Annotated in this window: 12 protein-coding genes and 1 pseudogene; 2 read left to right on the top strand and 11 right to left on the bottom strand. The window is 48.4% G+C overall.

Annotated features, from left to right (window positions below):
* Positions 1-92: 92 nt before the first annotated feature.
* A complete protein-coding gene (locus MN202_RS06820; RefSeq protein ID WP_335735345.1) occupies positions 93-323 on the bottom strand; it encodes a ferredoxin reductase domain-containing protein in 231 nt (76 codons plus the stop codon).
* Positions 324-514: 191 nt separating this feature from the next.
* Between MN202_RS06820 and MN202_RS06815 the strand changes: the two genes are divergently transcribed.
* Positions 515-1,168, top strand: coding sequence for a hypothetical protein (locus tag MN202_RS06815; RefSeq protein WP_335735344.1), 654 nt, complete (start codon positions 515-517; stop codon positions 1,166-1,168).
* A gap of 44 nt (positions 1,169-1,212) precedes the next feature.
* On the top strand, positions 1,213-2,463 hold the full coding sequence (locus MN202_RS06810; RefSeq protein ID WP_335735343.1) for a hypothetical protein: 1,251 nt from the start codon (positions 1,213-1,215) through the stop codon (positions 2,461-2,463).
* Between the two features lie 334 nt (positions 2,464-2,797).
* Here the strand turns inward: MN202_RS06810 and nadS are convergent, their stop codons facing one another.
* The 10 genes and pseudogenes from nadS to xseA all read right to left on the bottom strand — a co-directional run bounded on the left by nadS (position 2,798) and on the right by xseA (position 13,367).
* Positions 2,798-3,085 (bottom strand): NadS family protein, encoded by a 288-nt coding sequence (gene nadS / locus MN202_RS06805; protein ID WP_335735342.1) that lies wholly within the window; start codon positions 3,083-3,085, stop codon positions 2,798-2,800.
* Positions 3,075-3,422, bottom strand: a complete 348-nt coding sequence (locus tag MN202_RS06800) for a type II toxin-antitoxin system RelE/ParE family toxin (RefSeq protein WP_335735341.1) — start codon at positions 3,420-3,422, stop codon at positions 3,075-3,077. The genes nadS and MN202_RS06800 overlap by 11 nt, the downstream gene beginning before the upstream one ends.
* 62 nt (positions 3,423-3,484) lie before the next feature.
* Positions 3,485-3,661: pseudogene (locus MN202_RS06795) on the bottom strand (MipA/OmpV family protein); the annotation flags it as partial.
* Positions 3,662-3,868: 207 nt separating this feature from the next.
* Positions 3,869-6,391, bottom strand: a complete 2,523-nt coding sequence (locus MN202_RS06790; RefSeq protein WP_335735340.1) for a serine hydrolase — start codon at positions 6,389-6,391, stop codon at positions 3,869-3,871.
* A 140-nt stretch (positions 6,392-6,531) separates the two neighbouring features.
* Positions 6,532-7,818: an ATP-binding protein gene (locus MN202_RS06785; protein WP_335735339.1), complete on the bottom strand. Its 1,287-nt coding sequence runs from the start codon at positions 7,816-7,818 to the stop codon at positions 6,532-6,534.
* Between the two features lie 4 nt (positions 7,819-7,822).
* Positions 7,823-8,536 (bottom strand): response regulator transcription factor, encoded by a 714-nt coding sequence (locus MN202_RS06780; protein WP_335735416.1) that lies wholly within the window; start codon positions 8,534-8,536, stop codon positions 7,823-7,825.
* 81 nt (positions 8,537-8,617) lie between these two features.
* On the bottom strand, positions 8,618-10,663 hold the full coding sequence (locus tag MN202_RS06775; protein ID WP_335735338.1) for a TonB-dependent receptor plug domain-containing protein: 2,046 nt from the start codon (positions 10,661-10,663) through the stop codon (positions 8,618-8,620).
* 97 nt (positions 10,664-10,760) lie between these two features.
* Positions 10,761-11,072 (bottom strand): DUF3019 domain-containing protein, encoded by a 312-nt coding sequence (locus MN202_RS06770; protein WP_335735337.1) that lies wholly within the window; start codon positions 11,070-11,072, stop codon positions 10,761-10,763.
* Positions 11,073-11,136: 64 nt separating this feature from the next.
* On the bottom strand, positions 11,137-11,952 hold the full coding sequence (locus MN202_RS06765) for a MipA/OmpV family protein (RefSeq protein ID WP_335735336.1): 816 nt from the start codon (positions 11,950-11,952) through the stop codon (positions 11,137-11,139).
* Positions 11,953-12,032: 80 nt separating this feature from the next.
* Entirely contained in the window at positions 12,033-13,367 is a 1,335-nt protein-coding gene (gene xseA / locus MN202_RS06760) for an exodeoxyribonuclease VII large subunit (RefSeq protein ID WP_335735335.1), read from the bottom strand.
* Between the last annotated feature and the right edge of the window lie 122 nt (positions 13,368-13,489).

The raw sequence follows: 13,489 nt of genomic DNA, 5'->3' as shown, positions 1-13,489 counted from the left end.
AATTGGTCGGGTTGGGTTTTTAATGCCGCAACTACGTTAAGCGTCCTAAAAACCGGGTTGGTGTTATGCCTTCCCGGTTTTTTTATGCTTAATTACTTTTCGATAAAGGCTTGCTCTATAACGTAGTGGCCCATAGAGCGTGAATTGGCTTTAGAAAAACCATACTGATCCAACATGGCCATCAGCTGTTGCAGCATGGCATCGTTGCCGCATAGCATAAACCTGTCGTGCGCCGGGTTAAGCGCAGGCATACCAATATCGGCAAGTAACTTACCACTTTGTTGGAAAATGGCGGTGGCAAACGATAGAAGAGCAGTGAGCATTGATTCTACCTTCGCAGTTGATAGAGGCATGGTTTTTTTTTGGCGAACGAACAGATCGAGAACGGCCATGAATGTTTCCTTTATTTCTAATTATTAGTTTTATCTGCGGCGTTCGCTCGAAAAATTTGTTGATAAATGACAATTAAGGATAATAATATGTTGTTAAAAGTTAACAAAAGGTGGGAATGTCAATGAAAGGTATAATGGATGAAAATTCAAAGATGCAAAATGCATCTTCAAAAAGCTCAACTGTTATCTTGTCATTTGTTACAATGCTAGTTTGTATTGGTTTACTTATGAATCCTTCTGTTTCATTTGCATCATGGGATGCGGAATGGGACTCTGACGAACCAGATGATGAGATTGAGGAAATCATAGTCGAAGGACCAAATTATTTCGATAGGTATGGCTGGAGTACAGCGTGCACAGGGATGGGGTGTCAAGAATATCTTAGTGATTTGCAGAATCAGTTAAATGAACAGATTATTACTATGAATAGGCAAGCTGTTGAAGAAATAGGAGAAGAATTTTTTAATAGCTCTGAAGATGCCGAGAATGAAGAAACTTGTGCTAATGGTTACACTCAAAGAGAGATAGCAGACCATATGGTTGAGGCTTTAATAAATGTGGCGGAAGCAGAAAGTGCCTGGGGGAGCTATATTGACTTAGAGGCGACAGTTCTGGTTGGTTACTTCACCTTTACTGGTCCTGGCGGTAGTGGTTTTGGTGCAACTGTTGGAGCTGCTTACAAGATAATAATGAGCACCATGCTGTCCAGTGTTTCAAATTCGGCTAGAGAACGTCTTTTAAGTGAATACCAAGCGGCTAATGCAACCTGTGGTTAAATATCGCAGAAATATTTGCATCGGAATCAGATTGGGGGGGCAAAATGGCTAGTAATTTTTCTTTATTTCCTAACTCAAAAGAATTAACAAATTCAGTTGCTATTCGTTTAATTGAACGTGTTTCCGGTAAAACACTAACTGGGTACATGCTGAACTTAGGGTACGCTGCCGGCACTGGAATTATTGTAGGTTTATTTCTGTCTGTGATGGAAGTAGCGTTACATGTTTTAGTGTTTGGCCCATCAAGCATAGGTGTGGTAGCAGTAAAAGCAGTTTTTACATTTTTCATATTCTCTTTATTGATTTTCTTGGTGTGTTTATTAGTAGTAATGACAGATGGATGGAAAGCTAGTTTACTAGCTGAAAATAAACAATATGAAAAATTCATTTCGTTTGCTTCTCAATTGACTGTTGCAGCACTTATCTGTCTGATTGCTCTGTTTTTTTTCTCTTTGCATCCATTTCCTAAGTACTTCGAGGTAAGTCAGTCCGATGGTATAAAAAGTACATGCGATGGGTGTAGTCAAGCAGCATTGGCTTCAGAAAATATTTCTAACGCGAGTAGTATATTTTCGGCAAGTGCAAATGAAAACTTAAAGAGTGAGTATTTAATTAATGAGTTGAATCTTAAAGTAGTCGAAAGCATGACAGCCCAAGAGTTTAACGAACTACTTGAGAGGCACCAGTTTAGAAGTTTTAATACTGAAAGTAAAAAAAATGAAGTAATGTCCACATTAGGAAATATTAGTCTATTTCCAAAAGATAGAAATATAGATTGGGAAAGATTTCTCGTTGAATTAGATAATGTCGCGAGTGAAAATACTACTTATATAGCTAGTAAAATCAACAGCGCGCTAATAAACGGAGCTCCGTTTAATATTGTTGTTGACATCTTAAATAGGGGGCATCAACTCAATGGTACTCATCTTGCATCTCTTGCGACGAATTTAAGTGTAGACGAATTAAAAAAACTGGAGAATTATGGTGTCGATTGGTCCCTGACATCTTCCGCTGGTAGTAACGCACTTGTCAGATCTATACTAAATAAAGGTGGGCCGGATGTTTTTGAATATTTGTTGAACAAAAATAGTTTGGTTTTTTCGGAAGATGTTGACGTGGTTAAAGAAGTTCTAAGTCTTTCAAGTGCTCTAAATCGACCTATTCAATATACTCAAAAGTTAATTGATAGAGGCGCACTTGTAACAGAAAAAACTAAAGAGTGGATAGAGCATGACTTACGCAAAAATAATCCGAGATATTATTCACTTGTAAAATCCAAGCTGTCATACAATTAGAGAATATAATGATATTAAGCTGAGGGGATGCTCAAGAATTGCCATCGGGTAATCTTCAGCACTCTGTCTGAGGGATCCCCACGAAATCTTGCTTAAAGGTTGAGAGGATAGCGCCAATGCTTTACCATAAGCTCCGTAAACTTCAGAAAATGTAGTCGTAACTAATAATTGCCATTTCCTGTAAGCCTTCGAAATATAGTGGATTACGCGAAATTGACTTTAATTGGAATTTTAGGGTCAGAACAAAATAATCTTGTGATGTTGCTCTGATAATTATCTGGCTTCTGCTCTTTAGTAACGTACGCGGCCATTTGGTAGCTGAAAGGCTAGAGTATTAATTAAGTGCCGCCAGTACATTCTCTGGATCACGCTCAATAGCACGTAGCAAAGCTTTAGCCGGGCCGGTAGGCTCGCGGCGTCCTTGTTCCCAGTTGCGCAGCGTACCCAGCTGTACATCAATCAGATCGGCAAATGCTGCTTGTGTCAGGTTCGTTTTCTGGCGAATTTCTTTCACTTTTACAGCCGCAACGAAAGTTTCACGCGATGGCTGGCGTTCACCGCGCACAATCTCACCCATTTCTTCAACGCTTTCCAGTAGTTGCTCAAACAGTTTATCTTTCATCATGCCACCTGTTTACTGCTGCAACTAATTGCTTTAGTTGCTTGTCGGTTAAATTGTCTTGCTCGTTCTTTGGGTATATCAACAGCATACGTAAATGGCTGTCAGGTTGTACGTAGTAATAAATTACCCGCACGCCACCGCTTTTTCCGTGTTTTTCTAAGCCCCAGCGAACTTTGCGTAACCCTTCACCACCTTTTATCAATTTGCCACTTTCGGGATTATTTGCCAGGTACTGCTGAAACTCGCGATATTCGTCGTCGCGCATCAATTCTTTCAGGAGTTTTGTAAAAATGGTCGTTTCAACAAATATCACACTTAGTCCAAGTTGGTGCGTCATTGGCGTAGTTTTGCCTAAGTATGCTGCAAAAGAATACCTCCGTCAATTGCAGCAAAGTGGATCTAAAAAATATAAATAAACCCAATACCTATTTCGGCTTCATAGTTGCTGCGGGCGACGGGGCTATTGCGCACGTCGCTGCTGAAATGCTCGTACAAAGCCTCTGCGAAAATCTGCCAGTTGTCGTTGATATTATGCCGGTAGTTGTAATCAATGCCGATTGAGCGTAAGCCGCTACTTGGAGAATGGGGTCGTAGCTAACAATCGCAACCCCATGTAAACCACTGAAATATAGTAGCTTATTTGAAGTTAACTTTAATAATCTCCGCCCCCTTTTCATAATGCTTGATTAAACCGGGATGGTGTAGCTTACATCGCCCGGTTTTTATGGGGGCTGTCTAGTTTTTTACCAGATAAATGCATCTGACTTGTAATCAAGCCTTCTGTTAAAGCCCAAGCATGGTATGCCAGGCCACAGTTTTAAGCGTGTTGATAAACTCGGGCAGTGCCGGGTGCTGCCAATCTGCCATACCTCCGGTATTGATAAGAACAATCAGCGCGTTTTGTGATGCTGGCTGCAGCAATAACAAGGTTTCCGTACCAGGATCGCTACCGTCATGGTAGATGTAGCCACCTTCTGTTATCCACTGATAGCCAACCTGCTTGCCGGGATATATGCTCACTAAAGGTTCTAGCATGCGTTGGCGCACTTTATTGCTTAGTAATGGGTGATTTGGGCGCATTACCGCCTGGGCGAATTTGGCTAAATCTTCGGCAGAGGATGCAAGAAAACCATCGGGCCAGGTGGCGGCCCTGTAGTGAGGTAGCGGTACTAAGCCACTTGTTGCATCCTGCCATATAAAGCGGGTTGCTGTATCAGGTAGTTGGGTACCGGGCAAGTCCCATTTTGTCTGGTTCAAGCCCAGGGGCTGTAATAATTCGTCTGTCATTATGCTGTTAAAGGGGCTTGCTAAATGACAGGACATCATCTGTGCAGCGAGGGCGCTGCCGATGTTGGAGTAATGATATTGCTTACCCGGTTGCACACCGTCTGGTAGCTGGTAGTTAGCGGCCGAATATAAGCTGCCGCTGCTATTGAGGTAGTCTTGCAAAAACTGCTCTAGTTCGGGTTGCACAGGATCAGGGCAGCTGTTTTCTGCTTGCAACGTATTGAGCATGCTTTGGCCGCCTTCACTGAAATAATAACCACAGTGATAGGCGTCACTGTCTGCAATACCGCTGGTATGTGACAGCAAATGCCACAGCCTTACCGGGGTTGTAACATGCTCAGGCAGCGTCATGCTGATGCCGATGTCATCACGCACTTCTGTGTCTGGATTGAGTCTGCCCTGCTCAACCAGCAGCGCGGCGAGGGTGCCGTTAAACACCTTGCTAACCGATGCCAGCACAAAAGGTGTTTTGGCCGTTACCTGAGTATTTTCACTGGCTTTGCCAAAGCCTTGGCTGTATTTCAGTTCGCCTTGCTTCACCATGGCCACGGCAATGCCGGGAATGATATTGCCGGTTATTGCCTGATTGATAATGTGCTCAAGATCTTGCGTGCTGACATCCTGCCGGTAAGATTTTTCCAGTAAAGCCAGTGCAGTATCGTAGGCGCTGACTTTTTGTAGTGCTAAATCCAGTTGAGAAAATACCGGTGTTTCGATATCAACAGGTATGCCGCTTACTTCAAAAGACTGTCTGTGCTGATCCAGATAGGTTTCATTTGATAGGGTGAGCAGCCAACCATTGGGAAGCGGCTTCTGCAACATATCGGACAAAGCGCCGTTGCTCGGCTGGCCCAATAAGGTAACCTGTGGTTGATCTTTTAGCATCAGACTGAATGTTTCGGCAGCGGAGACCGTTACTTCGCTGTTTATCAGAAACAGCGGGCCGGTATATACCTGTGCAACCGGGCTAAGCTGCAGCGTTTGTTCGACCTGGTGTGCCTGAAGATTATTCACCTTTTTAGTCAATACAGTCTGGCTTTGCGCGATAAAAAAGCGTGCCAGCTCAGCGGCAATATCATCATAACCGCCAATATTAAACCGGTTGTCGAGAATAATAGCGTCAGCACCGGCCAGTGCTGCCATCATTTGTGAAAATGCCTGCCGGGCAGCGGCGACATCAGCCTGAATATCCTCAGAGTCGGCACTAAAGCCTGCTAAACCCTGCAGCATTATATAACCTACGTTGTCTTCGCTTAGTCCCCACCATAGCGGTTGTGCGGCACCGCTTGTCTGTAATGGTGCAGTACCGGCATAGTGCTGCATCAGAGCTAACGAAGTTTGCTGCAAGGCGGTTTGCATTTCAGTGTCAGTAAGCTCAAAGTGCGGGGCCATTTCTGCCAACACTGTGGAGCGTGCAGCGCTAAAGTACGCCGCCTCGCCTTCAATTTCTGCGTGTAGCGTAACATGGCTGTCGGCAAAATCGGCCAGCATAGCCGACAGCAGGTCGAAGAGTTCAGCGTCAGTCAGGTTATCGGTGATTTGATGTTGATATTGCTGATAGCGCTTATCCCAGTCAATATTCCGTTGCGGAAAGAAACCATAAAGCTCATTTATACTGTGCCAGAAATAGTCGAAGTTGAGGCGGACATTTTGGCTATCTGCTAGCGGCTTGGTGCAACTGTCAGGCAGTTGGTTTAGTTTGCGCAATTGCACCGGAAACGCCGTGCTGCCAGGTAATGCAGCAGTGATGGTCTGGCCCTTTTCGCTTATCTGCAGTGTTTTTATCTCAAGCTCTGCAATATTGCCTTGTTGCTCTAAACGGCAATATTGGCTGGTTGTGCTGTAAAGCCGGTAATGCTGCGCGGAAAAATCAAACACCTGGCCATAACCGGATCGGGCAAATATGCCCTCAAGTTTAGCTGGCGCCAATGGGCCATCTGTTAACTTGTTGTTATCGCTGTGGCATGCTGTCAGCAGTAAAGCAGCACTAAGTATTGTGGTAGTAATCCTTGTCTTCATAGCAGTGTCCTCTGGTGGAGTAATAACTGCCGCTAATTTATAAGTAACGGCCAACTATAGCTGTCAGAGGTTTGTGCGTAATTTGTACAACTTATGTCAGGCTTGTATTACAGCTGCCATTTGCCGATGAGCTTAAAATGCTAGCTGCAGAGCTTAAGGTAAATACTGAAGCGGGCGCCGGCGAGCGCGGGGTCGCGGTCGACAATAATACTGCCGTGATGCCACTTAATAATTTCTGCCGTGATAGCCAGCCCCAGGCCAAAGTGCGGTGAGGTATCCTCTGTTGCGGTGTCCAGTTTAACAAAGGGCAGCAGGACATTTTTTTCCTCGGTAATGGCTATACCGGGGCCATCGTCACTAATGGTAATAACCAGCTGCTGTTGCTTAACGGATAAGGTTATTTGCAGCTGGCTGTTAGCAAAACGGCAGGCGTTGCTAATAATGTTGCTTAGTGCCCGCTCCAGCCAGTGCGGGTTGATCTGGCTGTGCAGTGGCGGCGCGGTCATTAACAGGGAGAAACGCAATTGCTGTTGCGCCAGCAAAGGTTCGACACTGTGACAATAGTGCTGTAACCAGGGTTGCATATGCTGACGGCTAAACTCCAGGCTAAGTGCGGTACGGGATAAGCTGGCAAATTGTAAAAACGAGTTAACCATAGCCTCCATCCGGTCGACATCTTGCTCCATGCGCTGCAGCAACTGCTGTTTTTTCTCGCTGCTGCTGACGTCGAACAAGGCGTCCAGGCCAAAGCGCAGGCACGCAATGGGGGTACGTAAGTCGTGTGACAGGCTTTTCGCCAGCAGTTGGTTTTCATGCAGCAACTGGCTTATTTGATCGGCCATCCGGTTAAAACTCTGCTCCAAACCGGGGATATAGCTAAATTTGGATAAGCGTAAACGGCTGCTATGTTCACCACGGCCAAAGCGCTCGGCAGCGCGGGTTAGCAGTTTTAACCGGCTGACTAACGGCCACTGCCACAACAGCAGCAACAATGCCATACCCAGATACAACGCTAAGGTCAGCCATAAACTCAGCGGATGGTGCTCGTCGGTATTAGGCAGTGTCATTTTTAACAGCCACTGCGGATATGCCGGTAATTGGCGTAACAAATACTGCTGTTGATCACCTGCCAGGGCTAAACCACTGGCCGAGCTTAGTAATGGCATCAGCTCGGTTGGCAGCGCCAGCGCCTGATAGGGCTCCAGTTGCAGGTCAATATCCAGTTGCGAGGCCTGTTGCTGGTAATAGCCGGTTAACTCTGCTTCGCTTAGATGCTGGCTTTGCTGCACCAGATAATGCAGTAACTTTGCTGCCAGCGGCTCGGGCGTGGCCGGCAGCGGCTGAGCGGCCAGGCGATCGAGCAGGTAACCTAAGCCAAATAGTGATATCAGGCAGGTAAGCAGTAAGCCAAGAAAAATACGCGTCATCGGCTTATTGCCAGGCGTCGGCAACAAACAAGTAGCCTTTACCCCAGATGGTTTTTATCCGCTGAGGCTGGCTGCTGTTATCGTGTAATTTACGCCGCAGTACTGAAATTAGCATATCTATGCGCCGGTCCAGCCCGTCATAATCGCGGCCTGTCATATGTAAAAACACCTGTTGCCGGCTAAGCACTGTGCCGGCATGACTGGCCAGTAACCAAAGCAATTTAAATTCGGTGGCAGACAAGCTGATTTCAGCCTCAGCCAGGCTTACCCGGTGCGACACCTTACTAAGGGTGAGTGCACCAAACTGCAGTTGTTCTGCTTCGGTTGTGCTGTGCTGCGGCAACTGAAGCCGGCGCAGCACATTTTGGATCCGTGCCAGTAAAGCCCGTGGTCGAATAGGTTTGATCAGGTAATCGTTGGCGCCACTTTCCAGTGCCAGCACCTCATCCAGCTCTTCGCCCTGCGCTGTCAGCATTAGTACCGGGATGTCTGACTGTTGGCGGATCTGCCGGCAAATTTCCAGGCCGTTAACGCCGGGCAGCATCAGATCAAGCAGTATTAAATCTGCCTGGTGCTGTTGCCACTGCGCCAACGCAATGTCACCACGGTTAAAATGGGTGACCTGAAAGCCACGTTGTTGCAGGAAATCGCTTATCCATTGCGCCAGTGCCATGTCATCTTCAATCAGCAATAAGTTAGCCGTGTCTGCTATCTGCATGGTGTTCAATTTGCCGTTCCCTGAGCTGGTGCAAGCTTGCTACTATATCGCAGCAAGCTTGACAATTTTGTATCAAAAATGTCAAAACCAAATTTTAACACCGGCGTAAGGGAAAATCCCCAGATCTTCTTCTTTGTCGATACGATAGCTTTGTGAATCAGGCGTATTTAGCAGATAGTAACCGCTGATGTTTTCCCGGTTGTAGAGGTTGCGTACAGCAAGGGTGTATTCGGCCGGCCGGCCAAACAGCTGGCTGCTGCGCTTAAATTCGACATCGAGCCGGTGATAAAACGGCAAGCGCTCGCTGTTTAGCTCGCCATAAACCGGCAGCAAATAGTCCGGGTGATGAGGGTTCGGCCGGGCGCCAATAATGGGCGAGTAGCGGTTGCCGGAGCGGCCGGTAAAAACCGCACCCATTGTCCAATGCGGGTTTAGTTTGTAATTCAGTACGGCATTAACCACCAGCGGCGTATCCAGCCGGTATTCAGTGCTGACTGCAGTAACGGGATCTTTGCGCTCGGACTGTGAATAGCTAAGCGATACCCAGCCAGACCAGTTGTCTGTCAGCTGTTTTTCCAGCATCAGTTCTACACCGCGGGCGCTGCCGCTGACATCGCTGGCGTAGTGTTGGCCGCTGCTATCCTGAGCGGGTGCCAGGGCTCTGGCCAGATGCCATAGCTTTTTATAGTACAACTCAAGTTTGAGCCGCCAGCCGTCAAACTGGTAACTGCCGCCTGTGGCGTAGTGGTCTGCTTTAGGGGAGTCTAACTGGCGGTTACCGACTTTGGGCAAAATTTGCTCCAAATCAGGTGTTTTCTGGTGACGTCCGGCACTGGCAAACCAGGCTAACGTATCGCTTAACTGCCAGTGTAGCTGCGTACGGGGCGCCAGCATAGCGGCGTTGGTATAACGCTCTTTGTCATAACGTAAGCCCAATTGCCAGCGCACGTTGCTACCCAGTTGCCAAATGCTGTCGATAAAGGCCGAGTGGTAACGCTGGGTTAAGCCGTCGTTGTCCTGCTCGCGTTCGCCGCGGTTGGCCTGGCAATCCTGTTGATGGTCGGTGCAGTAATATGGAATTAAATCATATTCATAGCTTACATCCAGCTCACCGGCTTCAGCACCGGCATGCAATGACAGTGCGGCGTTGAGCCGTTGTTGCCAGCTTATTTGTATTTCACGGTAATGCTGCTTTAGCTGATAAAACTGCGCGTCGCCAAAGGAGGCTTTTTCGTTTTGCTGCAGGTTTAACGCTGCCAGATTAAGTTGCTGGCCGTGGTTGCCAAAAAACTGATAGCGTAGTTGTTGGCTGTGCCAGTTTGTATTAAAGGCGGCATCGCCAATATTTTCCGGGTCTATCCGGCCGGCATCAGAGGCGGCAGACAGGTTTATACCGGCTTTTTCCGCCACGCCCAAGCTGGTTAAGGTGAACTTATGCCGCTGGCCTGGCCGCCATTGATAGCGCAGTTGGTAGTCGCTTAATTGGGGTGGTTTGGTTACTGTTACGCCATCTTCCAGCTCATCATCTTTAGCGACAAAATGCTGCAATGTACTTAAGCGATAGGCGGCATAAAACGCCTGATTTTCTGTCAGGGCTCCTTCTGCCAGTACTGAGGTGCGGAGCATATTTAAGTCGACTACCGCGCTAAGCGGCTGCGCTTTAGGGTCGCGCAGGCGCAAATCAAATACGGCGCCGGTGGCATGGCCAAAAGGTGCGGCAAAGGCCGCAGGGTATAAAGAAAACTGCGCCAGCAGCTCCGGGTTGATAGCACTGCCGTACAGGTTATTCAGCACAGGCCCGCTGCGCTGGCCATCCAGCATAAAATGATTATCAAACGGCGATGAGCCCCGTACTGCCGGGGCGCTTTCCGTGCTGTCGTATATTACGCCGGGCAGGGTATAAACGGCCTGTATCGGATCGCCCATCACGGCGGCAACATTCAGCAGCTTTTGGGTATCTTCGTCCACCTCTGTCTGCGGCATATTGCGCTGGCCTTGTATGATCAAACGCTCGACCTGGCTGTTATCAGCGTTGGCTTGTTGCGTGCTTTCAGTCTGCGCCAGCGTAACAGCCGGCTGGCAATAAAATGCTAAGCTGCTAAACAGGATTAATTTAGTGTGTTTCACGGTTTTGCCCATCACTGAGTTATTAACGGTGATGGTATTCTGGCGCAGTGCTGTGCAGCATGTTGTACAAGGCTTGTCAGCAAAATGTCAGCAAGTGTCAGAAGCGCCGCCACAGCCGCTTTTTCTGCGCATTGTGTACCCAGTTCACTTCTACGCTGGCGCTGTCGAGCAACACTGATGGCTGGCCGTTGGTATCCAGCCGCCATAATGTCAATTGCTGACTGTTGGCATGCTCAAAGCGCCAGCGCCACTGCGCACCGGTGCTGTTTTGCCAGCATTGTAGAACCTGCTGTTGCAGGTACAGGCAAACGTTATCGGCCTTGGGCAGTTGCCAGCTCACCTGCACCTGGGTGTGACAACTGCGGCCCTGTTGTAAGGTTACGCAGGTTGCCGGGGTAAGTTGCAGCAATTGGTCAGCGGCAGCGCAGCCGGACCACAGACAGCCAGCAAGTAGCAGGATATAGCAGTAGCTTTTATTTATACACATAGCGGAATATAACAAAAGACTGCCATTCGGGTTTATCCCGGGTTAGCGGGCTTTGAGTATGGGCGCGACTATACCAGTTTATGCCCGAACCCAGCTCCATTACCCATTTGGTATGCAGCGGATAAACGCCAACCAGGCCAAAGTGCTGACGCCAGCCGCTGCCTGTCTGATACGCAGGCCGATCGGGCAGGCTTTCGGCAGCGGTAACGCCGTAATAGTAATTAATCAGCTTAGCGCTGTGCCAGCTAAGTTCGGTATTAAGGTAGAGATCCCAGTTGTTGTATTCAAAGCGATGGCCATAAAACAGGCTGACTATTTCACCGTGGTGGGCAATAACATCTTTGCTAAGCTGCACAGCAAGCCGTTGGTTTTCGCTGAGTTGTTGCTGATAGCGCAGCCCCGGTAGCAGATCGTGTTTCCGGTTGTTCAGGCCTTCCAGGCTTGTTAGCCGCAGGCCGTCGTTGGAAGATAGGGTAGGCCCAAAACCATAGTGATAGTTGGCGGCGATCAGGGCAATATTGTAATCGTCGTTTTTGACTAAACGATATCCCAGCGTCGGGTCGCCAAATACATAGCCACTGCGCACACTGTCGGTTTCGGCAAACCAGTTTTTGTATTCAAAATCAAAGTGTATCTGTACCTGCGGTAAGCCGTTTAACTTGCTATCAAAGTCCGGCACAAGGTTACGGCCATGGCCGATGCCAAAACCGACGCCCAGTTGCCAGTTAAATGTTGACTCCTCCCCGGCAGCGCTGTTGCCGGTTAGCAGAGCAAGGCCGAAATACAGCAGCAGTTTACGCACAGCAGTACCCTACATCAGATAAAACACTACTGTAACGGCTTAATTGTGCCGAAACTGTATAAAAAATGTCAGCGATAGTGTCAGTTGCTGCTGTGCTCAACTCTTGCATCAAAACCGCCTTCAGCCAGTTTAATGGCCACCTTATCGCCGGCTTTTAGCTGGCTGGCAGAGGTTACCACCTGTTGTTTCTCGTCAAAGGTAATACTGTAACCGCGGGCTAAAGTGGCCAGCGGGCTGACAGTATTTAACTGGCTGCTTAACTGGGCCAGACGCAATGTATGCTGCTTTAACTGCTGTTGCTGCGCTTGTTTCAGCCGCTGCTCCAGCTGGCGGACATGCTGCTGTTGCTGGGTAAGCACTTTGGCAGGGGAGAGCTGGCGCAGGCTTTTATCTAAGTAAAGCTGCTGTTGCTGCGCGCCTTGCAGTGCACGTTTGGCGCTGGCCCCTAAACGCAGTTGCAGCTCGTCCAGCCGTTGCTGCTGTTGCTGCAAACGCCGTTTAGGGTGCAGAGCTAACAGGCGCTGGCTAAGGTTTAGCAGCTTGGGCGCAACCTGTTGCATGCGGCTGCGCTGTGCTTGCAGCAAACGGTTTTTTAGCTGCAATATGCGATCTGACAAATGCGACTGATCCGGTGAAACTAACTCTGCCGCTGCCGAAGGGGTTGGCGCGCGCATATCGGCAACAAAGTCGGTAAGGGCAAAATCAATTTCATGACCGACGGCGCTGACGATTGGAATGGGGCAGGCTGCTATTGCCCGGCATAAGGCTTCATCGTTAAAACACCATAAATCTTCTAATGAGCCACCGCCGCGGCCAATAATTAATACATCTACTTCATTGCGCCGTATCGCAGTACTTAGCATATTTCTAAGCTGGGCGGCGGCGGTGTCGCCCTGCACCTGGGATGGATAAATAATCACCTCTATACCAGGTGCGCGGCGCGCTAACACGGTAACGATATCGCGCACGGCGGCGCCGGTGGCCGAGGTAATTACCCCGACGCGCTGCACCTGCGTGGGTAGCGCTTTTTTCCGTGCCGGGTCAAACAAGCCTTCGGCCTGTAATTTGGCCTTTAGTTGTTCAAACTGCTGTTTTAATAAGCCGGCACCGGCGCTCTCGATAAATTCGGCCAACAGTTGATACTCGCCACGTGGCTCGTACACACTTATACGGGCGCGGATAAGCACTTGCTGGCCATTTTGCGGCCGAAAGCTGCTGCTGCGGTTAGCCATTTTAAACATGGCGCATTTGACCTGGGCGGCGCTGTCTTTTAACGAGAAATACCAGTGGCCGGAGGCGGCAGCGACAAAATTAGACACTTCACCCTGCAACCACAGCGTTTGAAACTGCAGTTCCAGCGTCAGGCGTACTTCACTGTTTAAGCGGGAAACACTATAGATATCGGGGTTTTGCATAACACTCACAACAGGGCGCGATAACAACCAGAGCCACAGAGTAACATAAAACAAAAAAAGCTTTGTGATACGCCGACAAAACCGTTAAAATTGCGCCGCAACATTCCCTATCTTTTCAGCCA

This window comes from Rheinheimera muenzenbergensis, from assembly GCF_036984005.1.
In the GTDB taxonomy this organism is placed as follows: Bacteria; Pseudomonadota; Gammaproteobacteria; order Enterobacterales; family Alteromonadaceae; genus Alishewanella; species Alishewanella muenzenbergensis.
Note: the sequence above shows the minus strand (reverse complement) of the source record. Positions and strands in the feature narration are given on the sequence as shown.

Bases quoted from the DNA above. Each gene is read 5' to 3' on its own strand.
- MN202_RS06800 (WP_335735341.1), bottom strand. From the start codon at position 3,422: ATGACGCACCAACTTGGACTAAGTGTGATATTTGTTGAAACGACCATT.
- MN202_RS06820 (WP_335735345.1), bottom strand. From the start codon at position 323: ATGCTCACTGCTCTTCTATCGTTTGCCACCGCCATTTTCCAACAAAGT.
- nadS (WP_335735342.1), bottom strand. From the start codon at position 3,085: ATGAAAGATAAACTGTTTGAGCAACTACTGGAAAGCGTTGAAGAAATG.
- MN202_RS06815 (WP_335735344.1), top strand. From the start codon at position 515: ATGAAAGGTATAATGGATGAAAATTCAAAGATGCAAAATGCATCTTCA.
- MN202_RS06790 (WP_335735340.1), bottom strand. From the start codon at position 6,391: ATGAAGACAAGGATTACTACCACAATACTTAGTGCTGCTTTACTGCTG.
- xseA (WP_335735335.1), bottom strand. From the start codon at position 13,367: ATGCAAAACCCCGATATCTATAGTGTTTCCCGCTTAAACAGTGAAGTA.
- MN202_RS06780 (WP_335735416.1), bottom strand. From the start codon at position 8,536: ATGCAGATAGCAGACACGGCTAACTTATTGCTGATTGAAGATGACATG.
- MN202_RS06810 (WP_335735343.1), top strand. From the start codon at position 1,213: ATGGCTAGTAATTTTTCTTTATTTCCTAACTCAAAAGAATTAACAAAT.
- MN202_RS06785 (WP_335735339.1), bottom strand. From the start codon at position 7,818: ATGACGCGTATTTTTCTTGGCTTACTGCTTACCTGCCTGATATCACTA.